This window comes from Rhizobium lusitanum (assembly GCF_014189535.1).
Taxonomy (GTDB): domain Bacteria; phylum Pseudomonadota; class Alphaproteobacteria; order Rhizobiales; family Rhizobiaceae; genus Rhizobium; species Rhizobium lusitanum_C.
In genome coordinates, this window is the sequence record NZ_CP050308.1 from 2,199,838 (window position 1) to 2,222,411 (window position 22,574).

Annotated in this window: 14 protein-coding genes; 8 read left to right on the top strand and 6 right to left on the bottom strand. The window is 62.1% G+C overall.

Going from position 1 to position 22,574, the window contains the following annotated elements:
* Positions 1 to 218 precede the first annotated feature (218 nt).
* Positions 219 to 2,168: an AfsR/SARP family transcriptional regulator gene (locus HB780_RS24465; RefSeq protein ID WP_183689939.1), complete on the top strand. Its 1,950-nt coding sequence runs from the start codon at positions 219 to 221 to the stop codon at positions 2,166 to 2,168.
* A 1-nt stretch (position 2,169) separates the two neighbouring features.
* Here the strand turns inward: HB780_RS24465 and HB780_RS24470 are convergent, their stop codons facing one another.
* Complete coding sequence (locus tag HB780_RS24470; protein ID WP_183689940.1) at positions 2,170 to 2,613, bottom strand: hypothetical protein; 444 nt, start codon at positions 2,611 to 2,613, stop codon at positions 2,170 to 2,172.
* Between HB780_RS24470 and HB780_RS24475 the strand changes: the two genes are divergently transcribed.
* The 3 genes from HB780_RS24475 (at position 2,603) to HB780_RS24485 (ending at position 4,897) form a co-directional block, all read left to right on the top strand.
* Positions 2,603 to 3,799 (top strand): YcaO-like family protein, encoded by a 1,197-nt coding sequence (locus HB780_RS24475; RefSeq protein ID WP_183689941.1) that lies wholly within the window; start codon positions 2,603 to 2,605, stop codon positions 3,797 to 3,799. The genes HB780_RS24470 and HB780_RS24475 overlap by 11 nt on opposite strands.
* Entirely contained in the window at positions 3,796 to 4,521 is a 726-nt protein-coding gene (locus HB780_RS24480) for a TfuA-like protein (protein ID WP_183689942.1), read from the top strand. The genes HB780_RS24475 and HB780_RS24480 overlap by 4 nt, the downstream gene beginning before the upstream one ends.
* Positions 4,522 to 4,654: 133 nt before the next feature.
* Positions 4,655 to 4,897, top strand: coding sequence for a hypothetical protein (locus HB780_RS24485; RefSeq protein ID WP_183689943.1), 243 nt, complete (start codon positions 4,655 to 4,657; stop codon positions 4,895 to 4,897).
* 92 nt (positions 4,898 to 4,989) lie between these two features.
* Here the strand turns inward: HB780_RS24485 and HB780_RS24490 are convergent, their stop codons facing one another.
* Complete coding sequence (locus HB780_RS24490; protein WP_183689944.1) at positions 4,990 to 5,670, bottom strand: TetR/AcrR family transcriptional regulator; 681 nt, start codon at positions 5,668 to 5,670, stop codon at positions 4,990 to 4,992.
* Between the two features lie 82 nt (positions 5,671 to 5,752).
* Between HB780_RS24490 and HB780_RS24495 the strand changes: the two genes are divergently transcribed.
* Both HB780_RS24495 and HB780_RS24500 read left to right on the top strand, forming a co-directional pair.
* Positions 5,753 to 7,072 (top strand): efflux RND transporter periplasmic adaptor subunit, encoded by a 1,320-nt coding sequence (locus tag HB780_RS24495; RefSeq protein WP_286203061.1) that lies wholly within the window; start codon positions 5,753 to 5,755, stop codon positions 7,070 to 7,072.
* An 8-nt stretch (positions 7,073 to 7,080) separates the two neighbouring features.
* Positions 7,081 to 10,218 (top strand): efflux RND transporter permease subunit, encoded by a 3,138-nt coding sequence (locus HB780_RS24500; protein ID WP_183689945.1) that lies wholly within the window; start codon positions 7,081 to 7,083, stop codon positions 10,216 to 10,218.
* A 186-nt stretch (positions 10,219 to 10,404) separates the two neighbouring features.
* Here HB780_RS24500 and HB780_RS24505 read toward each other — a convergent pair whose 3' ends face one another.
* From HB780_RS24505 to HB780_RS24520, 4 genes are all read right to left on the bottom strand, one after another.
* Positions 10,405 to 13,512 (bottom strand): efflux RND transporter permease subunit, encoded by a 3,108-nt coding sequence (locus tag HB780_RS24505; RefSeq protein WP_183689946.1) that lies wholly within the window; start codon positions 13,510 to 13,512, stop codon positions 10,405 to 10,407.
* On the bottom strand, positions 13,509 to 16,628 hold the full coding sequence (locus HB780_RS24510) for an efflux RND transporter permease subunit (RefSeq protein WP_183689947.1): 3,120 nt from the start codon (positions 16,626 to 16,628) through the stop codon (positions 13,509 to 13,511). The genes HB780_RS24505 and HB780_RS24510 overlap by 4 nt, the downstream gene beginning before the upstream one ends.
* Entirely contained in the window at positions 16,625 to 18,100 is a 1,476-nt protein-coding gene (locus tag HB780_RS24515; protein WP_183689948.1) for an efflux RND transporter periplasmic adaptor subunit, read from the bottom strand. Before HB780_RS24515 ends, HB780_RS24510 begins: the two co-directional genes overlap by 4 nt.
* A gap of 237 nt (positions 18,101 to 18,337) precedes the next feature.
* Positions 18,338 to 19,441, bottom strand: coding sequence for an RHE_PE00001 family protein (locus HB780_RS24520; RefSeq protein WP_183689949.1), 1,104 nt, complete (start codon positions 19,439 to 19,441; stop codon positions 18,338 to 18,340).
* Positions 19,442 to 19,614: 173 nt separating this feature from the next.
* Between HB780_RS24520 and HB780_RS24525 the strand changes: the two genes are divergently transcribed.
* Together HB780_RS24525 and cueR are read left to right on the top strand one after the other, a co-directional pair.
* Positions 19,615 to 22,113, top strand: a complete 2,499-nt coding sequence (locus HB780_RS24525; RefSeq protein WP_183689950.1) for a heavy metal translocating P-type ATPase — start codon at positions 19,615 to 19,617, stop codon at positions 22,111 to 22,113.
* Positions 22,114 to 22,123: 10 nt separating this feature from the next.
* Positions 22,124 to 22,513 carry a Cu(I)-responsive transcriptional regulator gene (cueR, locus tag HB780_RS24530; protein ID WP_183689951.1) on the top strand — a complete coding sequence of 130 codons (390 nt, stop codon included), beginning with the start codon at positions 22,124 to 22,126 and terminating at the stop codon, positions 22,511 to 22,513.
* Positions 22,514 to 22,574 lie beyond the last annotated feature (61 nt).

The following is a 22,574-nucleotide window of genomic DNA, read 5'->3' on the forward strand; positions in this document are numbered from 1 at the left end:
AGGATCGCTCCAGTTTCTCTATCTAGAACGTCCCTCTGCTTGCGGGTTTCTACCTGAAAGCAGGGATACGCAAGTGATTGCGATAAAGTTGCAGTCATCGTAATGTAGGATTCTAGATCGTGAATGACACCCGTGGTCACCGACGACAAAGGTGATTGCAGGCGATACCGGGATGGCGCTTGCCATGCCGGGAAGCTGCCGGGTGCAGTTGGGGATGCATGAATTTCAGGCTACTGACATTCGGAGACCTGCGTCTAGTCGACGAAACAGGTTCAGCTGTGCCTTTTCCGGAAAAGGGCCTGCTATCCACCTGTTTCCTGCTGACGGGTTCCTCGCCGCACAAATCCCGCACGGAACTTGCTGAATTCCTGTGGGGCGACATTCCCCTCGACAAGGCGCTTGCCAATTTGCGGCAGACGCTATCGCGCGTCAAAAGCCGCCAAGATGAGCTCGGGATCGAGCTGCTCCTGATCGAGCAGGCGACCGTGAGCGTGAACATCGGTGCGTTCACCAGCGATCTTGCGCTGCTCGATGCCGCCTCGCAAACCAGCCCTCACGTGGCGTTGGGCGAATTGCTGCAACTCGGCCGCTGGGATTTTCTCGCCCGCACCGAAGTCATCGGCGGCCCTGCGCGCATGTGGCTGCGCGCGCAGCGCGACCGGGTCAGGACGCAGATCTTGACGACGCTTCGCGACGCTATTGCAGCTATGAGTGAGGATGCCGAAACCACCATCGTCAAGGAGGCGGCCCTGCGGCTATTCGAGGCCTATCCCGAGGACGAGGCTGTCTACCAGATCCTCGGGCAGACCTATGCCGGCGAACCCCAACTTGAGAACGCCCGAAACGTTTTCGAGAACCGCCGGAAATACCGCTGGGGCGAACTGCCGGTCGATCCCGACCCGCAGACGCTCGGCGTGGCCCGGCGACTGTTCGAACGCCAGCGTGGCATTGCGCCACAAGCCCGACAGGAGGCAAGACCACGGGCTGAAGTCGCTCCACCGGCGCTGCGCGGGCCCCCGAGGCTAACTTTGCTGCCACCGGTGAACCTCGCGAGGCACCACCAGGCGGCCATCTTTCTCTCCTCGATGCTGCTGGAAGACATCACTGTCGGACTTTGCGTGCTGAAGACCGTGACGATGGTGGCGCACTATACAGCAGAAAAGATCGCGCTTGATCTGGACCGGGGCGCGACGCTGGAAAGGCACGGCATCAACTACGTGCTGGACACGAGGCTCAGCTTCGATGGCAATACCTATTGGCTTTTCACGCAGCTGATCTATGCCGGCAATGACGAAGTGATCTGGGCGGAACGCTTCAGCATGGAAGCGCGGGATCTGCCGCGCCAACATCGCGAAATCACCCAGCGCATCGTGGCGTCCATCGCCAGCTATATCGAGCGCAACGAGTTTACCCGCGACTATTTCGAGCGCAACCCCGAAGCCTATCATCACTATCTGCTCGGCCAGCGCCATCTGAAAAGCCTCGACCTGCCGGACATTCGCCGCGCCCGAAAAGAATTTCAGACATCCCTGAAGGAAAACCCCTATTTCTCGCCGGCGCTGAGCGGGGTGGCACGCACCTATCATCTCGAATGGTTGGTGACGGCGCAGGGCGACGCAGGATTGTTGAAGCGTGCCGAGGAGGAGGCCGGAAAGGCGATTACCACCGGCCAGGACATCGCTGGCGGTTACCATCAATTCGGCGTCATCAAGCTCTACCAGGGAGCCTTCGATGAAAGCATCGAGGTCTTCGAGCTTGCCGAAACCATCAGCCCGCATCATGCCGACGCCATCGCAGACTATGCGGATACGTTGATTCACGCGTCGAGGCCAAGGGACGGCCTGGCCAAGATCAGGAGCGCAATCGAGCTTAATCCAATAAGCCCGGATCTCTATTTCTGGACCGCTGCGGGCGCCAGCTTCTATCTGGAGCGCTATGAAGACGCGAGCGACTATATCGCACGTATGGCCGACCCTTCTCAGGCTGCGCGACTTGCTGCCGCAAGTGCCGCCATGTCGGGTAACATGCGTAAAGCCAAGACTTTAGTGCGAAAAGTCAAGGAAACATATCCAGATTTTGATATTGATACTTGGCTCTCTATTGTTCCTTTGCGAGAACAATGGCAGAAAGACTTATATCGAGAAGGGCTCCAGCGAGCTGGATTTTAAATTATGTCACATTAAAACTGCGTATGGATTCTCGGAAATTCAATCCGGGTTTCTGAGCGAACAGGGAAAGAGATTGAAGATGGCAAACTTTGTAGTTTTTGGCATTCCTGGCGATTCCCAACTTTATCTTGCCGATATCCGCGCAGGTACCATATCTCCGCTCAACGTACCGGCAGGCAGCGATCTCGGTGTAGCCGATCAATTGCGCAATGCTGGAGCCACCATCATCAAGGGCGTCAATCTGGCCATTACTGTCGGCAGCACTGCAAGCGCCGGCTCCGGCAGGTTGGACGACGCTGCCGCCGGCGGCAGGCTGGACGAAAGTACCCCCAGCGGCCGGCTGGATTGAAGAGCCGAACACCGCCTTGGCAATAATCGCCGCGCCATTGGCTTCCTGCCCGCCGGAACTTTTCGACAAGGTTTCCGGTGGGACATTGCCGGTCACCGCCTCTCCTTATTCGGATCGCACATGTTCCGCCGAGGAGACTTTTCGGCGCATCGAGCCCTGCCTCGCGACCCACGGCGTCACCCGCCTCGGCCGCCTGACGGGGCTCGACAAGATCGGCATCCCCGTCTGGCAGGCGGTCAGCCCAAACGCCCGTTCGATCGTCATCAACAATGGCAAGGGCATCACCGATCTCGACGCCAAGGTCTCGGCGGCCATGGAGGCGCTGGAGCGGACCGTCGCCGGCGCACCTGCCCTCGCGACTGTCATCACCAGCCGCCGGCAATTGCTGGCCGAAGGGTATCACGCCGATCCGCTGCCCTCGCTTATCGCCAAGGGGCAGACCGATGTCGCTGATGACGAGCAGATTGCCTGGGCCGAGGGTCATGATCTCATTGCCGGCAGGCCCGCCTGGATCCCTTTCAACGCGGCAACACTCGACCGCACCATCCGCAATCCACGCTTCTGGCAATCCTCCGACGGCCTCGCCTCCGGCAACAATCTTACCGAGGCCAGCCTGCACGGTCTGCTTGAACGTATCGAGCGCGATGCCGAGGTGCTCTGGGAGATTTCCGAGCCGAAACTGCGGATGGCTGCTTGCATCGACCCGGCCTCGTTCGCCGATCCGGTGCTGGATGGGCTGATCGCCAAGATCACGTCCGCGGACCTGACGCTGCGGCTCTTTGATGTCACCAGCGATATCGGCATACCCGTTATCGTCGCCCTTCTCGGCCCCAGGGAAATCGCCCAGGCAAGGCGCGTCCGCTACCTCGATGTCACGATCGGCAGTGGCGCCCATCCCTCGCCGGTGCGGGCGGCGATCCGCGCCGTGACGGAAGCCGCGCAATCGCGCCTAACCTTCATCAGCGGCGCCCGCGACGATATCCGGCCCGAAAATTTTACCCGCGAATTGCCAGAGAGCATCCGCCGTTGCTTCGATGCCGTCCCGAGGGCGGCAACACCATCGAATGCGGCCTTGCCGGAAGGAGCCGAGGGGCTGTTGCAACTGACGATCGACCGTTTGCGGCGGGCGGGCATCAACTCCGCCATCGCGGTTTCGCTCGGCGACCCCTCGCTTCCCTTTGCCGTCGCCAAGCTCGTGGTGCCGCAACTGGAAAATCCGGACGGAGACCGCAAGCGCCGCTTCGGCTATCGCGCCATCTCGAAGACGTTGCAACTGCTATGAAGATCCTGTTCGTCGGCCCGACGCTTCCCGATGCTGCCGAGATCAGCGATCCCGGCATCACGCTGCGTCCGCCGGCACAGAAGGGCGACATCGTCAAAGCCCTCGAAGACGGCGTTAATGCCATCGGTCTGATCGACGGTTTTTTCGAGAATGTCGCGCCCGTCTGGCACAAGGAAATCCTGTTTGCCCTGTCGAGGGGCGTCCACATCTATGGCGCCGCCAGCATGGGAGCGCTGCGCGCCGCCGAATGCGCCGCCTTCGGCATGATCGGCGTCGGCCGCATCTTCGAGGCCTATGCCAGTGGAGCGCTTGCCGATGACTCCGCCGTGGCGCAAATCCATGCACCCGCCGAACTCGGATATCGTCCGCTGAGCGAGCCGCTGGTCAATGTGCAGGCGACACTGCAAGCACTCGCCGAGACCGGTGCAATCGGCGAGCCCGAGCGAGCGGCACTTCAGGCTTGCGCCGAGACCATGTTCTTCAAATCGCTCACCTATCGTTCGGTGGCAGAGGCCGCAGACCTGCCGGACCCGGCGCGACGGCCGGCAATTGCCGATCTTTTGCGCGCCAATACGGTCAACCAGAAGCGCAGCGACGCGCTGCAATTGCTGCGCGCGCTTGCCGACTGCCCCGACGAGCGCCGGCAACCACCGCGCGACTGGACCTTTCAGACCAACAGTTTGTGGCATTCCGCCTTTCACCACCTTGAAATTGCATTGTAAATTCCCCGCGCAATCTCGCCTCGTGTCACGCTGTATGTCACGCGCCAAGGCCCGGGACATACGGTAGGGTCTCCTCATGTTCCTGGCGACGGGTATCGCGTCCGCCAGAAACAGGGGGCAAAAGGGGCATAAAATGACAGCAATACTTCCTATCGAAATGGCAGGCCACGATTCGGACTCTCTGAAGGAACTGGCATCCATCGCACGACTGATCACCTATGCACGCCAGAGTGCGAAGAGCATGGAGGCCGAGTTTCCGGTCTGGTGCCTGGATCTCGCGCTCGGCGCCGTACTGCAGGAAATGTACGCAAATGGCCTGCAAATGCCGCTCTTCGACGAGGGCATGGACAAGGCGAACATGGCCGTCGCGCATTAAGCGTGATGTCTTGAATTTTCTGTCTTTGGGGGCGGAGACGGAAACGATGCCGGCATGGTCCTGAACCCTGCCGGCATTGCTGTTTTTACCTCTCAGCTGCTCCGGTGCGGCTGAACGCCGGCCACGAAGATCGCAATGCATTGCCGCAAATGCCGCAGACGGGTTTCGCGGTCCGGCCAGTCGTTCGTCTTGCCGGGAAGCGTGATCATTGCGCCGAAGATCATGTTCATCAGCATGCGAGCGCCGCTTTCGGCATCGGCAATCTCGATCAGGCCGCGCTGCTGCTGCACATCCAGCCAGCCCGCCAGCATTTTTCGCGACTGCTCAGCACCCTGCGTTCGCAACAGCGCCGCTATCTCGGGAAATCGCTGCGCCTCGCTCATCACGAAATGAATGAAGGCCTCGCGGTCACGTTCGGCCGCTTCATCGATATCGATCATGAAAATCTGTTCGAGCGCCTCGGTGAGCGGCAGATTTTCCTTGAGGTCGCGCGGCAGGGCCAGCATCGAGGCACGGTGCTCGGCCATGAGCGCCATGAAAAGCTCTGTCTTGCTCGAGAACAATCGGTAGAGGGTCTGCTTCGAAATCTTGCATCGCGCGGCCACGAGATCCGTGGTCGTGCCGCCATAACCGAGCTCATGAAATGTCGCGCGGGCCGCCGCGATGATCTCCGCCCGCCTTGCATCGTCGCTCACCGTTTTCGGACGGCCGCGCTTGCGGGGAACAACAGCCTGCTCCGCATCGCTCGCCCTTGCTTTCATCCGCACTTCCATCTTAACCTAAAAAAGCCAAATGAGATTGACATTTACGGTGGTACAAATATTTTCTGTACTACTTGGTACTGTAAATAAGGCAATGGGAAATAGCAACGTGGGAAAGCTCGCCTCTTCTACCCCTGTATCCGCACATCCAGCGCGAAACGGACGTTTTCCGGCCATCCGGATCTCGCTCCTCGTCACAGGGATCGCCGCCACGATGCTGCTGGCCGGCTGCAACGAGCAGAAGGCTGCGCAGGGTAGCGCCCCTGCCATCAAGACTGAGGTCAGCACCATGACGCTGCATCCTCAATCCGTGGCGATCACCGCCCAATTGCCCGGCCGCACCAGCGCCTACCTGATCGCCGAAGTCAGGCCGCAGGTCGGCGGCATCATTCGCAGTCGCAATTTCAAGGAAGGCAGCGAGGTCGCCGCCGGCGACGTGCTCTACGAAATCGACCCGGCCTCCTATCAGGCATCCTACGACAGCGCCACCGCCGCCTTGCAGAAGGCTGAGGGCGCCATACCGAGCGCGCAGTCGAAAGTGGATCGCTATAAGAGCCTCACGGCGCAGGACGCGGTGAGCAAGCAGAATCTCGACGATGCACTGTCCACCCTGGCGCAGGCAAAGGCCGACGTGGCGTCCGCCAAGGCGGCCCTGGAAACCGCACGCATCAACCTCGATTACACCAAGATGCGCGCGCCGATCGCCGGTCGTGTCGACGCCTCGGCAGTGACCGTCGGCGCACTCGTCACCGCCGATCAGACGACAGCGCTCACCACCATCCGCCAGCTCGATCCGATCAATGTCGATGTCACCCAATCGAGCACGAACCTCCTGGCGTTTCGCCGCGCCATCGCGGACGGCCGGTTGAAGACCAGCGGCGACAACGTCTCCGTCCACCTGATGCTCGAAGACGGCACCCAGTACAAGGAAACCGGCAAGCTGGAATTCGCGGAAGCCGCGGTCGCCGAAACCGTCGGCACCATCACCGTACGCGCCGTCTTCCCCAATCCGGACCGCCTGCTGCTGCCCGGCATGTATGTTCGCGCCACCATCCAGGAGGGCGTTGCCGAAAACAGCTTCCTCGTGCCGCAGCGCGCCGTCACCCGCAACACCAAGGGCGAACCGATAGCAATGTTCGTCACCGCCGATGGCAAGGTTCAGCAGCGGGTACTCAAGGTACAGCGGAACATCGGCAATAGCTGGCTGGTGAACGAGGGCATGACCGACGGCGATCGCGTCATCGTCGAAGGCGGCCAGCGCGTGCGCGACGGCCAGGATGTCAACGCCACCGCAGTCACCATCGACGACGCGACCGGCGAGGTGAAGCAGGCCGCTGCCGACAGCAAGCCCGCCGAACAGCAAGCCGAGCTGGAAAAGACCGATACCAAAGCCGCCTCCGGCGCCCAGAAGTGAGATAAGCGATGTCGCGTTTTTTCATCGACAGGCCGATCTTTGCCTGGGTCATCGCCATCGTCATCATGCTTGCCGGCGCGCTGTCGATCCTGACGCTATCGATCTCGCAATATCCGCAGATCGCCCCGACGACTGTGAGCATCAGCGCGAACTATTCGGGCGCTGATGCCGCAACCGTCGAGAACTCGGTGACCAAGGTCATCGAGCAGGGCATGACCGGTATCGACAATCTCGACTATATGACGTCGACCTCGACCTCGACGGGCCAGGCGTCGATCTCGTTGACCTTCACCAACAAGGCCGATCCCGACGTTGCGCAGATGCAGGTGCAGAACAAGCTGCAGCTCGTCACCGCGCAATTGCCGCAAACGGTGCAGTCGACAGGTATCGTCGTTTCCAAGTCGACATCGAACTTCCTGATGGTCGTCGGCTTCGTGTCGACCGACGGCAAGCTCAACTCCAACGACCTCGCCGACTATGTGTCCAGCACGCTGAACGACACGCTGAAGCGTATCGAAGGCGTCGGCAACACCCAGATCTTCGGCGCCGGCTATGCCATGCGTATCTGGGTCGATCCGGACAAGCTCGCCAAATACCAGTTGATGGTGAGCGACGTCACCACGGCGATCCAGGCGCAGAATTCGCAGGTCTCGGCCGGCCAGCTCGGTGCCTTGCCGCAGCGCAAGGGCCAGCAGCTCAACGCGACGGTCACGGCCAAGAGCCGTCTTCAGACGCCGGAGCAGTTCAACAACATCATCCTGAAGAGCCTGCCCGATGGCTCGCTCGTGCGCCTCAACGATGTCGCGACCGCCGAGCTGGGCGCCTCGTCCTACACCACCTCGAGTACCTATAACGGTCATCCCTCGGCCGGTCTCGCCGTCATGCTCGCCTCGGGCGCCAACGCCATCAACACGGCCGAGGCCGTGCGGTCGACCATCGACAGCGTGAAGCAGACGCTGCCGCCGAACGTCGAAATCGTCTATCCCTACGACACGACGCCCTTCGTCAAGCTGTCGATCGAGGATGTGGTCAAGACGCTGTTCGAAGCCATCGTGCTTGTCTTCATCGTCATGTTCGTCTTCCTGCAGAACATCCGCGCGACCTTGATCCCGACGCTTGCCGTCCCCGTCGTCCTGCTCGGTACCTTCGGCGTGCTGTCGCTGTTCGGCTATTCGATTAATACCCTCACCATGTTCGGCATGGTGCTGGCGATCGGCCTGTTGGTGGACGATGCGATCGTCGTTGTCGAAAACGTCGAACGCGTGATGGAGGAAGAAGGTCTGTCGCCGCGTGAGGCGACGATCAAGTCGATGCAGGAAATCACCGGCGCCCTAATCGGCATAGCCACGGTGCTGTCGGCCGTGTTCATCCCGATGGCCTTCTTCTCGGGCTCGGTCGGCGTCATCTACCGCCAGTTCTCGGTGACGATCGTCTCAGCAATGGTGCTTTCGGTCATCGTCGCCCTCATCCTGACGCCGGCACTCTGCGCCACGATCTTGAAGGCGCCCGAGCATGGATCGAAGAAACGCGGCGCCTTTGGCTGGTTCAACCGCAATTTCGAGCGCGCGACGCTTCGTTATCAGAGCAGCATTCACGGCATGATACGCTGGAGTGCCGTCTTCCTGCTGATCTTCGTGTTGATCGGCGGCGCCGTCGCTTACCTGTTCAATCGCCTGCCGAGCTCATTCCTGCCGGATGAAGACCAGGGCATCCTGCTGACCGCGATCCAGCTCCCTCCGGGCGCTGCGGAGTCCCGAACTTGGACTGTGCTCAATCAGGTGAAGGACTATTATCTCAACAACGAGAAGGACTATGTCGAAGGCGCCTTCGCCGTTGCCGGCTTCGGTTTCAGCGGCCAGGGTCAGAATGTCGGTATCGTTTTCGTCCGGCTGAAGGACTTCGCGGAGCGTTCAACCCCGCAATCGAAGGCGCAAGCAATCGCCGGCCGCGCCATGGGCGCCTTCTCCAAGATCAAGGACGGTAGCGTCTTTGCGCTGGCTCCGCCAGCCATTCCCGGTTTCGGTAGTTCGAGTGGTTTCGACTTCTTCATCAAGGACATCAACGGCGCCGGCCACGCCAGCCTGATCGCCGCCCGCAATCAGTTGCTGGGCGCCGCTGGCAAGAGTGGGAAACTGTTCGGCACTCGCCCGAACGGCCAGGAGGACACGCCGCAATATTCGGTCAATATCGATCAGGAGAAGGCGAGCGCGCTGAATATCAGCCTGGCGGATATCGACTCCACGCTGTCGACCGCCTGGGGCGGCACCTATGTCAACGACTTCATCGATCGTGGCCGCGTCAAGCCCGTCTACGTCCAGGCCTACCAGGATTTCCGCATGCAGCCGGAGGATTTCGGACGCTGGTATATCCGCAATTCCGGCGGCGACATGGTGCCGTTCTCGGCCTTCTCCAGCGGCGAATGGACCTATGGTTCGCCGCGTCTGGAACGCTATAACGGCTCGTCTGCCGTCGAAATCCAGGGCGCTGCCGCTCCCGGCGTCTCCTCCGGCGATGCCATGAACGAGATCGACCAGATCATGGCGACCCTGCCGCCCGGCTTCAGCCATGAATGGACCAGCCTGTCGGCCCAGGAAAAGCTCTCCGGCAATCAGGCAAGCCAGCTCTATGCCATCTCCATCCTTGTCGTCTTCCTGGCACTCGCCGCTCTCTACGAAAGCTGGTCGATCCCGCTTGCCGTCATGCTGTCGGTGCCGATCGGTATTTTCGGCGCTCTGCTGGCCGCTACCCTCTTCGGTCAGTCGAACGACGTCTACTTCAAGGTTGGTCTGCTGACGACCATAGGACTGGCGGCCAAGAACGCCATCCTGATCGTCGAGTTTGCCATCGAGCAGCAGAACAACGGCAAGAACCTGATCGACGCGACACTGGAGGCATCCCGCCAGCGTCTGCGGCCGATCCTGATGACGTCGCTTGCCTTCATCCTCGGTGTCATGCCGCTGGCGATCGCCAATGGCGCGGGCTCCGGCAGCCAGAACTCGATCGGCATTGGCGTCATGGGCGGCATGATCTCGGCGACCGTACTCGGCGTCTTCTTCATCCCGCTGCTCTTCGTCTCCGTCCGGCGCGTCTTCAAGGGCAAGGTGCCGGCGACAGGCACGACAACGCCGGAGACCGCCCAACCCTGACGCGCGACAAACCGACGGACTATCCGCTCGGTCCTACATACCGTCATAAACACCACGGGCTCCGACGATATCGCCGGAGCCCGTGGTGTTTTGGTCTGGATATGGGCGATCACCAGACAGCAGCATATGCGCGCTCAGGGGACTACCAAAGCTGGCAGATCAAGCTGCCGCCCATAGCCGGCCGGTTCAAGTCGAAGCGGAAATGACCGGCGGTGAAGGCTCCTGCTTCGCCGACCACCGGCCGTGCAGCTTCGCCAGCATCAGATAGATGATCGGCGTCGTATAGAGCGTCAGGATCTGCGAGACGACCAGGCCGCCGACGATGGTGATCCCCAGCGGACGACGCAGTTCCGCCCCGGGGCCTGTGGCGATGATCAGCGGGATGGCACCCATCAACGCGGCAAGCGTCGTCATCAGGATCGGACGGAAGCGTTTCAGGCAGGCCTGGTAGATCGCCTCTTCCGACGACAGGCCGAGCTTGCGTTCGCCCTGAAGTGCGAAATCCACCATCATGATGCCGTTCTTCTTGACGAGGCCGATCAACAGGATGATGCCGATGAAGGCGATGATCGTCAGCTCCGTGCCGCTGATGACCAGCGCCAGCAGCGCGCCGAGACCGGCAGACGGTAGAGTCGAAATGATCGTCAGCGGATGCGCCAGGCTCTCGTAGAGAATGCCAAGGACGATATAGACCGTCAGCAACGCCGCCAGCAACAACAGCGGCTGGCTGCCCGAGGATTGCGTGACGCTGGCGGCATCACCGGCGAAATCCGCATGCAGTTCGTCGGGCAGATGCATCTCGAGTACCGCCTTCTGAATGGCATCATTCGCCACTTGCAGCACACCGTTGAGCGCCAGATTGTAGGAGATCGTCACGGAGGGATATTGCCCCTGGTGATTGACCACCAGCGGCGCCAGCGTCCGCTGGATCGAGGCGACGGCGCTGAGCGGAACCTGGATGCCGCCGGACGCTGGCACATAGAGCTTGGAGATATCGTGAGGATCACGGGCGTAGTCGGGATTGGCCTCCAGCACGACGCGATATTGGTTGCGCTGGGTGTAGATCGTCGAAACCTGCCGCTGCGCGAAGGCATTGTTGAGTGCCGCGTCGATCGACTGGATGCTGACACCCAGTCGCGAGGCCTCGCTGCGATCGATGTTGACCGTCGCCTGCAGACCGTTCGGCTGCCGGTCGGTGGCCACATCGGTCAATTGCGGCAGCGCCTGCAAGCGTTCGAGCACTTTCGGTGCCCATTCCACCAGCTCATCGTAATTCGCGCCCCAGATGGTGAACTGATATTGCGATTGAGACTGGCGCCCGCCGGCGCGGATATCACTAGGCGAAAACAGGAAGGTGCTGAGACCGGGAATGGCCATCAACTGCTTGCGCAGCCGGTCGATTACCTCTGCAGTCGACACACGCTCCGATTCCGGCTTCAGCGAAATAAACAGCGAGCCGCGATTGATCGAGCTGGAAAATCCGCCGCCACCAACGGACGAACCGACACCGGAGACGGCCGGGTCCTTGCCGACGATTTCGGCGGCCTGCAGCTGCAATTTGACCATGGCCGGGTAGGAAATATCGGTCGCCGCCTGCGTGCCGCCCTGAATGAAGCCGGTGTCGTCCTGCGGGATGAAACCCTTCGGCACCTTGACGTAGAGATAGGCGGACATGACGACGCAGGCGAAAATAACGAGGACGGAAAGCACGCGATGATGCAACACCGCCTTCAGCGTCCGGCCATAGAAATTGGTGATCGCGCCAAGCGTTCCCTCCACGATCCGGGCAAACAGGCCCGGTTGGGCTTCCATGTCGTGGGCGCGCAGGCGATGGCCGCAGATCATCGGCGTCAGCGTTAGCGATACCAGGGTGGAGACGACGATGGTGAAACCGAGCGTCAGCGAAAAGGTCTGGAAGAACCGGCCGACGATGCCACCCATGAAGAAGAGCGGAATGAAGGCGGCCAGCAGCGACAGGCTGATCGAAACGACGGTAAAACCTATCTGCTTCGCCCCCTCGAGTGCCGCCTGCATCGGTTTCATGCCGTCTTCGAGATTGGCATAGATGTTCTCGATCATCACGATCGCGTCGTCGACGACGAAGCCGACGGAGACCGCGAGCGCCATCAGCGACAGATTGTCGATCGATAGCCCGAAGAGCCACATGGCGGCAAAGGTGCCGCACAGCGACAACGGCACGGTAACGCCGGCCGCAAAAGTGGGCGTGGCGCGCCGGAGAAACGTGAAGACCACGGCCATAACCAGGCAGATGGTGGCCAGTAGCGTCCACTGCATATCGGTGACGCTGGCATGGATCGTCGTGGTGCGGTCGGAGAGAACGGCAATGTGGATGCCGGCCGGGATCAGCCGTTGCAGCTCCGGAATCAGCGTCTTGACGCCTTCGACCGTGGCGATGACATTGGCGTCCGCTTCCTTGGTGATGTTCAGCAGCACGGCAGGCTTGCCATCGAACCAGGCGTCGGAGCGGCTGTTGCGCACACCGGGCTCGACTGTGGCAATATCCGAGAGGCGGACGGCCGTGCCGTTGGCATTGCTCACGACGAGGCGGCCATAGGCCTCCGGTGTCCGCAACTGGCTGTTCAGAGAAATCGAGAAAGCGGAGCTGCTGCCGTCGATCGAACCGACCGGGCCGAGCGTATTGGCATTGACGATCGCCGTGCGCGCATTGTCCAGCGCCAGGCCCATGGCGGAAAGCCTGTCCGGATCGAGCCTGACGCGAACAGCAGGCTGATCGGCGCCGCTGACCGACACCTGCCCGACGCCATCGACTTGCGAGATGCGCTGCACGGCGATGGTATCGGCGGCGTCATAAACTGCGCTTGCCGGCACATTGTCCGAGGTCAGCGCCAGGATCAGGACGGGAGCTGCCGCCGGATTGATCTTGCGGAAGGAGGGCAATGTCGGCAGGTCGCCAGGCAGATCGGTCGCCGCTGCATTCAGCGCCGCCTGCACGTCTTGTGCCGCGCCATCGACGCTGCGCGACAGATCGAATTGGGCGACGATGCTGCTCGACCCGAGCGAACTGACGGAGGTCAGCTGCGTGATGCCGGCAATGGTGCCGAGATGCCGTTCAAGCGGTGCTGCGACGCTCGCCGCCATACTGGCCGGGTCGGCGCCGGGACGGCTGGCCGAGACGACGATGGTCGGCAGATCGACGGTCGGCAGGCTTGCCACCGGCAGGAAGCGATAGGCGACGATGCCGAGGATCACCAGCCCTATAGCCAGAAGCGTCGTGCCGACAGGACGTTTGATGAATGGCTCGGAGAGGTTCATGTCTCATCACCCACAACGTCGTCCAGCTCCGGAGCCGGCGTGCCGGTCGGCCGACCGACGATGCGGGCACGCAGGTTCTCGAAGGCAAGATAGATCACCGGCGTCGTATAGAGCGTCAAAAGCTGGGAGAGCACCAAGCCACCGATGATGGTGATGCCGAGCGGAATGCGCAGTTCAGATCCCGTGCCATGCGCCAATGCCAGGGGCAGCGCGCCGAAGAGTGCAGCCAGCGTCGTCATCATGATTGGACGAAAACGCAGGATCGAGGCTTTCAGGATCGCCTCGCGCGGCGGCAGCCCCTCCTTGCGCTCAGCCTCCAGCGCAAAGTCGATCATCATGATCGCGTTTTTCTTGACGATACCCATCAGGAGCACGATGCCGATCAAAGCGATGATCGATAGATCCTGACCGAAAAGCATCAGCGCCAGCAGCGCGCCGACACCCGCCGACGGCAAGGTCGAGAGAATCGTTATCGGATGCACGGCGCTTTCGTAGAGCAGGCCGAGAACGATGTAGATGGTGACAACGGCTGCCAGGATCAGCCAGGGCTCGCCTGCCAGCGATGACGCAAACTCCTCGGCATCGCCGGAATAGTTGCGCTGGATGGTATCTGGCATGTCGATATCACGCTCGGCCGCCTGGACCTCGGCCACCGCTTCGCTGAGCGAAGCACCCTTGGCGAGATCGAAGCTGATGGTCACGGCCGGAAATTGCTCATCGTGACTGATGACCAATGGCGCCGTCATGAACGTTGCCGTCGTGAAGGCGTTGAGCGGAACCTGCGTGTCATTGGCGCCCGCGACATAGAGCTTGTTGAGCGACTTCGGATCCGACTGATATTGCGGCGCGGCCTCCAGAATGACGCGATACTGATTGGCCTGGCCGTAGATCGTGGCAATCTGCCGCTGGCCGAAAGCGTCGTTCAGCGTATCGCTGACCGCTTGCATCGAGACGCCGAGACGCGACGCGGTTTCACGGTCGACATCGACGAAGATGCGACCGCCGCCCATCTCGACTTCCGAGGTGACGTCGATCAGCTTCGGGCTTTGTTGCAGCCGCTGCGCCAGCTTTCCGGCCCAGTCCACCACAGTCGCGGTATCCGTCGCCGTCAGCGTGTATTGATAGGGCGCGCGGCTGGCGCGTGTGCTGATCGAGATGTCGCGCACGCTCTGGAACGTGACGTGGATACCGGGCAAATCGGCCACTTCACCACGCATGCGGTCGATAATGTCAGCGGCAGAATCGCTACGCTGGCTCCTCGGCTTCAGCACCAGGCTGAGATTGCCGGTGTTGAGCGTCAGGTTGCTGGCGCTGGTGCCGATGACCGAAACGACGCCCGACACATCAGGATCCTTGCGCAGCCGATCGGCGACCGTTGCCTGCGTCTGCTTCATGGCTTCGAAGGAGGTGGTCGGCTCGGTCTCGATGACGGCGGTGATCAGGCCGGTATCCTGCGCCGGCAGGAAACCCTTGGGAATGACGATATAGAGTGCGACGGTCGCGGCTAGTGTCGCCACCGTGATGATCAGCATCAAGGCGCTACGATCCACCGCCCAGACAAGGCTGCGGCGGTAGCCTTCGATCAGCCGTTCCATGCCGCGATCGGCACCCGCCAGAATGCCAGTGCGGCGCTCTCTGGGCTTGCGCAGGATGCGGGCGCACATCATCGGCGTCAACGTCAGCGAAATCACCGCCGAGACCACGACAGCGATGGTCAGCGTCAAGGCGAATTCACGAAACATGCGCCCTACGATGCCGGTCATGAACAGCAGCGGGATGAAGACGGCAACCAGCGACACGGTCAGCGAAATGATGGTGAAGCCGATTTCGCCGGCGCCCTTCAGCGCCGCCTGCATCGGGGTCTCACCCTCCTCGATATGGCGGGCGATATTCTCGATCATCACGATGGCGTCGTCGACCACGAAGCCAGTGCCGATGGTGAGCGCCATCAGCGAGAGATTGTCGAGGCTGAAGCCGGCGAACCACATGACGCCGAAGGTGGCAATCAGCGACAGCGGCAGGGCGACACCGGCGATGAAGGTTGCCGTCACCGTGCGCAGGAACAGGAGAACGACGAGGATGACCAAGCCGATGCTGATGACAAGCGTCCATTGCACATCGTCGATGGAAGCGCGGATAGTCTCGGTGCGATCGTTGACGATGTCGATCGAAATGCCGGCCGGCAGCGCCTGCTTCAACCGCGGAATCTGCTTCAGCACGCCCTCGACCGTCTGGATGACGTTGGCGCCTGGCTGGCGCATCACGTCGAGGATGACCGCAGGCTTGCCCTGATACCAGGCGCCGACGCGGGTATTCTCCAAGCCCTCGACGACGGTGGCGACATCCTTCAGCTGCACGGGCGCATTGTTGCGATAGGCGACGATGATGGATCGGTAGACGGCGGGATCGACGATCTGATCGTTGGCGGCGAGCGTGAAGCTCTGATGCGTGCCGTCGAGCGCGCCCTTGGCGCCGGCAACGCTGGCATTGGTGATCGCCGTGCGCAGGTCTTCCAGCGCCAGCCCATAGGAGGCAAGGCGCGGCAGGTCGGCCTGGATGCGGATTGCGGGCTTGACGCCGCCCTGGATGTTGACGTCGCCAACGCCGGTGACTTCGCTCAGCCGCTGCGCCATCATCGTATCGGCGAAATCGCTGAGTTCGCGGATCGAATAGCTGTCGGAGCGCAGCGCAAGCGTCAGGATCGGCGTATCGGCCGGGTTTACTTTCGAATAGGTCGGTGGATAGGGCAACGTGCGCGGCAATGTCGAGCCGGCGGCATTGATCGCCGCCTGCACATCCTGCGCCGCCCCGTCGATATCGCGGCCGAGATCGAATTGCAGGGTGATCTGGCTGATGCCGAAGGCACTCGAGGAGGTCATCGATGCCAGCGACGGGATCTGGCCAAGCGGCCGCTCCAGCGGCGCGGTCACCAACGCCGCCATGGTATCGGGATCGGCTCCTGGAAGCTGCGTCGTCACCTGGATCGTCGGAAAATCGACCTGCGGCAGCGGCGCGACCGGCAGGAAAAGAAAGCCGAGAATACCGCCCAGCAGAACGGCTACCCCGAGAAGCGAGGTGGCGACCGGCCGGGAGATGAAGAGCGACGAGACGTTCATTGCTGCGGCGCTGGCGTGGCGGTTGAATTGGTCGAGGCGGCAGTGCCTCCATCGGCACTGGGAGCGGGATTGGCAGCATTGGCGCCATCGGCGTTATGTTTGCGATGACCGCCATTGCCACCGTCCTGGCCATCATGCTGGCGATGCGGCCGCTGCCCGTCACTGGCCGCATTTCCGTCGGTCTGGGTCGCTGCGCCGGCAACGGGCTGCCCATTGGCATCCGGTGCCGTTGCATCCGGCGCTGCCGGAGCGGGACTTGCGGAAATTTGCACTTTCGAACCATCCTGCAGGCGGGCAAAGCCGGTCGTCACCACCTTGTCGCCTGCGGCCGCACCACTGGTGATGACGGCCCGCACATCATCCTGCTGGCGCACCGTCACCGGCTTCATGGCAACCGTCTGATCCTGCTTGATGATGTAGACGAAAGTGCCGTTCGGTCCGCGCTGCACGGCAGCGGTCGGAATGACCGTGACGCCCTTCAGCGTTTCGACCAACAGGCGGGCATTGATGAAGGCACCCGGCCAGAGCGCCAGCTTGTCATTGGGGAAATTGGCCTTTAGCCTGACCGTACCGGTCGTCGGATCCACCTGATTGTCAACCACCGCCAGCGTGCCATTGTCGACCACCGTCTGGCCGTCGCTCGCCATCGCCTGCACGGAAAGCGCGCCGGCGGCATTTGCCGCGTTGACGCGGGCAAGCTGCTGCTGCGGGACGGAAAAGAGCACGGAGATCGGCCGGATCTGAGACAGCGTGACGATGCCCGTCGCGTCGGAGGAACTGACGAGATTACCGACATCGACATTGCGGATGCCGGTGCGTCCGTCGATCGGCGCCTTGATCGTCGTATAGTCGAGCGTCGCCTGGGCGCTTTCGATGGCCGCCTGATCGACCTGGACCTGCGCCGTGTACTGGGCGACCAGTGACAGCTGCGTATCCACCTGCTGCTGCGTGCCGGAGGCGGTCAGCACCATTTTCTGATAGCGATCCAGATCCCGCTTGGCACCGGCGAGCAAGGCTTCGTCTTGCGCCTTCTTGGCGACCGCCTGATCGCGCTGCGCCTTGTAGACGGCATCATCGATGCGGGCGATCACGTCACCCTTCTTGATGTCCTGGCCTTCGTCGAAATCGATTTCGACGATCTTGCCGTTGACTTGGGCGCGCACCGTGACCGTGTTCAGCGCCTTTACCGAGCCGACGCCGTCGATATAGACCGGCACATCGGTGGTCGTCGCGTCCGCCGCCAGCACCGGAACAGGCCCGCTGAATTGTGAGAGACCGCCGCGCCGCCCGCCACCGCCTTGGCGTTGACCACTCCGGCGTTCGCCCTGGGCCTGCTCACCGGGTGCCGCCGTGCCTTGAATGCCAAGCAGGCGCTCGGCATCGCCAAGCCAGCGATCCCGCGTCACATAGGCACCATAAGCCACGGTGCCAATCACAGCTACCGAAATCAGGACCCGAAATGTCCGAGCCATCAATACACCTTCCTTCAGGGCGCCCGGCTTTCAAACAATCCGCCGACGCAATATGAGCGCGACTTTAGCTTGCATCGCCCCACTTAGGAATTTGGTATAGCCATTAAATTTTGTCCATTTTCGCGTGGCTTAGCTTAACAAACTGTCACATTGAACAAAAACTAGGGTTGTGGTTGCAAAAAGACGGACGCCAGCGCACGTCCCCGCTGTCCTCTCGGAAATCCGGCCCGTGCCGGCCTAAAGCACACCCCAGCCGCGATAGCGCCCACGCCCGGTCATTTCGCGCACGCCGAGCTCGGCGACGAGGTTGAGCGCGCCGCGAGAGGTGACACCGGCATGGCGGGCGATCATCTTGGCGGAAACGATCGGCCGTGACAGCACGATCTCGATGACGCCGGGCAGGCTGCTGTTCGACCTGCGATCCTTCAGCCGTCGCTCCATCTGCAACTTGGCAAGCGACAGACGATCGAGCTCCTTCAGCCCCGCATCGGCCGAGAGTGTCATCGCCTCGAGAAACGCCATCAGACGCGTGGTGCGATCGGGCGCGCGACGGCGTTCATGGCGAACGGATTTCAGGCCGACATTCAGGCTGAGAAGATGCGAGGCGACCTTGCCACGGCTGCGCAGATAGGCGCTGACCAGCAGGCTGCCCAGCCAATGCTGCCGCCGCAGCGGCTCGATCCGCTCCCAAGCGTCGAAAAGCACGGCGGCACCCAGGGCCGGCGGCAGAAGGTCGGCCTGGCGGATAACGGCACGCCAGCTCTCCAGCCGCTCGCCTTCATCCCAGTCCTCATCATGGATCAGGCCCAGCGGATCGTCCACGCTCTCAGGCCGGGCATCCGGAATCTCTCCGTTCAGTACCTGATCGGAACGGGCGATCACCGCATCGATCTCGGCAAAATCCACGCCGAAATCATCTTCGTCCTCATCAACCTCTTCCGCCCCCAGGATTGCGGCGGGTGCTGGACGTGGCGTGGCAGTTTCCTCGACTTCGCCGATATCCCCGCGCAACGTCGCAAGACCGCTGGCCTCCAGTCCCCAGGACGGATCGGCGTTCCATAGCCGTCGCCGGGCGCGCAGCACGGCATGGGCAATGGTCAGCTCATGCGTCGGCGTGCGGGCATCCATACGCGCATCGTGCAGCACCAGATCCTCGACATGCACCAGCTCGCCGCCGACCCAGAGCGCGCCGACCGCATCGAAAAAATGCCCACGCTCCCGGAAACCATCGGCGACCACATGCCGCAAAACCCGCTCATCCAGCCGCGCCAGCATATCCTCCGCTTTGGTCATCGCGGGCAGAAGCGTCGTCAACGGCAAGGCGGAAAGATCATATCGCATTGGAATCACATGATTGCTTCGATCTTGCGGAACTTATCATCGCTCGAGGCATCGGGCCAGAAAACACCCTCTTTCAACTGTGGACAGGATTTCCTATTTTTTCGCTTGACCTTCCAGTGACAGGAAGGTTCATAAACCTATCCGACGCTCATTTCCGGGCACTGGAGTCTTCCATGGCATTGCATGACGAACATGATCACAGCCATCACGGCCATGATCACCACCACGGCGAACAACAGGGCGCGGTGATCCGCGATCCCGTCTGCGGCATGACCGTCGATCCCAGGGCCGGCAAGCCATCGCTCGACTATAACGGCCGCACGTTCTATTTCTGCTGCGACGGCTGCCGGAAGAAATTCGAGGCAGCACCGGAAGACTATCTGACCGCCAAGGATCCGATCTGCGGCATGAACGTGGATCGCGCCAGCGCGCGGTATTTCCTGAAACATGAGGGCGAGAAATTCTATTTCTGCTCCGCCGGCTGCAAGGCGAAGTTCGAGGCCGATCCCACCGCCTATCTCGACGGCAACAGGCCCACGCCGAAACCGGTGCCGAAGGGCACGCTCTATACCTGCCCGATGCATCCCGAGGTCGTCAGCGACCATCCGGGCGATTGCCCAAAATGCGGCATGGCGCTGGAGCCGATGGGCGTGCCCGCGGCCGATGAAGGCCAGAACCCGGAGCTGGTCGATTTCACCCGCCGGCTCTGGATCAGTGCTGCGCTATCGCTGCCGCTTCTGATCCTCAGCATGGGCCCGATGCTCGGCCTGCCGTTGCGCGACTGGATCGGCGAGCCCACCGCCACATGGATCGAGCTCGCCTTGGCGACGCCGGTCGTGCTCTGGGCCGCCCTGCCCTTCTTCCGCCGCGCCTGGAATTCAATCCTCAACCGCAGCCCCAACATGTGGACGCTGATCGGCCTCGGCGTCGGCACGGCCTATCTCTACAGCCTGGTGGCAACCTTGGCGCCCGGCCTGTTCCCGATGGGCTTTCACGGCCACGGCCAGGCCATACCCGTCTACTTCGAGGCGGCCTCGGTCATCGTCGCGCTGGTCTTTGTCGGCCAGGTGCTGGAACTGAAGGCACGCGAGCGCACCGGCTCGGCCATTCGTGCCCTGCTCGACCTCGCCCCCAAAACCGCGCGGCGCATCGGTGCCGATGGCAGCGAGACCGATATGCCCGTCGATCAGATCCAGGCCGGCGACCGGTTGCGCGTGCGCCCCGGCGAGCGCGTACCGGTGGACGGCTCCGTCGTTGACGGCCAATCAACCATTGATGAATCGATGATATCAGGCGAGCCGCTGCCGGTTGAAAAGACCAAGGGCGACGCGCTGACGGGCGGCACGATCAACAGGAACGGCACGCTGATCATGCTGGCCGAGAAGGTCGGAGCGGACACGACGCTGTCGCGCATCGTCGAACTCGTCGCCAAGGCGCAGCGCTCGCGCGCGCCGATCCAGACGATGGTCGACGGCGTTGCGGCCATCTTCGTGCCCGCCGTCGTTGCCACCGCCATCGTCACCTTCATCATATGGGCGATGATCGGGCCGGAACCGCAGTTGGCGCATGCATTGCTGGCCGCCGTCGCCGTGCTGATCATCGCCTGCCCCTGCGCGCTTGGGCTCGCAACGCCAATGTCGATCATGATCGCCACCGGACGGGGGGCGCAGGAGGGCGTGCTGGTGCGCGACGCCGTGGCGCTGGAGCGTTTCGCCAAGGTCGACACGCTGATCGTCGACAAGACGGGTACACTGACGGAAGGCAGACCCAACCTCACGGACGTCGTCACTACCCACGGCACGGACGAAGCCCGGCTGCTGTCGCTCGCCGCCAGCCTGGAGCGCGGCTCCGAGCATCCGCTGGCCGAAGCCATCGTCGTCGGGGCAGAGGAGCGTGGCGCGACCTTTGTCGACATAACGGGCTTTGCCGCAAAAACCGGCAAGGGCGTTGAAGGCCGCACCGGCGATACCGCGATTGCGCTCGGCAACGCCGCGATGATGGCCGATCTCGGTGTTGCGACCGACATGCTACAGGCCGAAACGGAACGCCTGCGCGGCGAAGGCAAGACGGTGATGTTCGTCGCCGTCGATGGTCAATTGGCGGGCCTCGTCGCCGTCGCCGACCGCATCAAGCCGACGACTGCGGCTGCCATCAAGGCGCTGCACGACAGCGGGTTGAAGATCATCATGGCAACCGGCGACAATGCCGAGACCGCCAAGGCCGTTGCAGCAACTCTCGGCATCGACGATATCAGGGCCGACCTGTTGCCGGAAGGCAAGAAGGCGCTGATCGACGAGCTCCGCGCCAAGCGCCGCATCGTCGCCATGGCCGGTGACGGCATCAACGACGCGCCGGCACTCGCCGCCGCCGATGTCGGCATTGCCATGGGCACGGGTGCCGATGTCGCCATGGAAAGTGCCGGGATCACGCTGGTGAAGGGCGATCTCAACGGCATCGTCCGGGCACGGCATCTGTCCGAAGCAACGATCCGCAACATCAAGCAGAACCTCGCCTTCGCCTTCGGCTATAATGCGCTTGGCGTGCCGCTTGCCGCTGGCGTGCTCTATCCGGTCTTCGGCCTGCTGCTGTCGCCGATGATTGCGGCTGCGGCCATGAGCCTGTCCTCGGTCTCGGTCATCGCCAATGCGCTCAGGCTGCGGCTGGCAAAATAGGAGAGTTCAGATGAATATCGGCGAAGCATCCGGCCGCTCCGGCTTGCCGGCCAAGACCATCCGCTATTACGAGGATATCGGCCTGATTCGCCCCGACCGCGGCGGCAACGGCTACCGCGACTATGGCGCCGACGACGTGCACAAGCTGCGCTTCCTGCACCGCTCCCGCGGCCTCGGCTTCTCCGTCGACGAGTGCCGGCAATTGCTGGCCCTCTACGAAGACAAGAGCCGCGCCAGCGCCGACGTCAAGGACATCGCCTCGTCAAAACTCACCGAAATCGACCGCAAGATCCGCGAACTGACCGAACTGCGCCGTACACTGGAACATCTGGTACATGCCTGCCATGGCAATGCGCGGCCGGATTGCCCGATTTTGGAGGAGTTGTCGGAGCACACATAATGCGCTGAGTCACCCGCCCTCGTGGTTCGAGGCTCCGGCCCCCCTTCGACAAGCTCAGGAA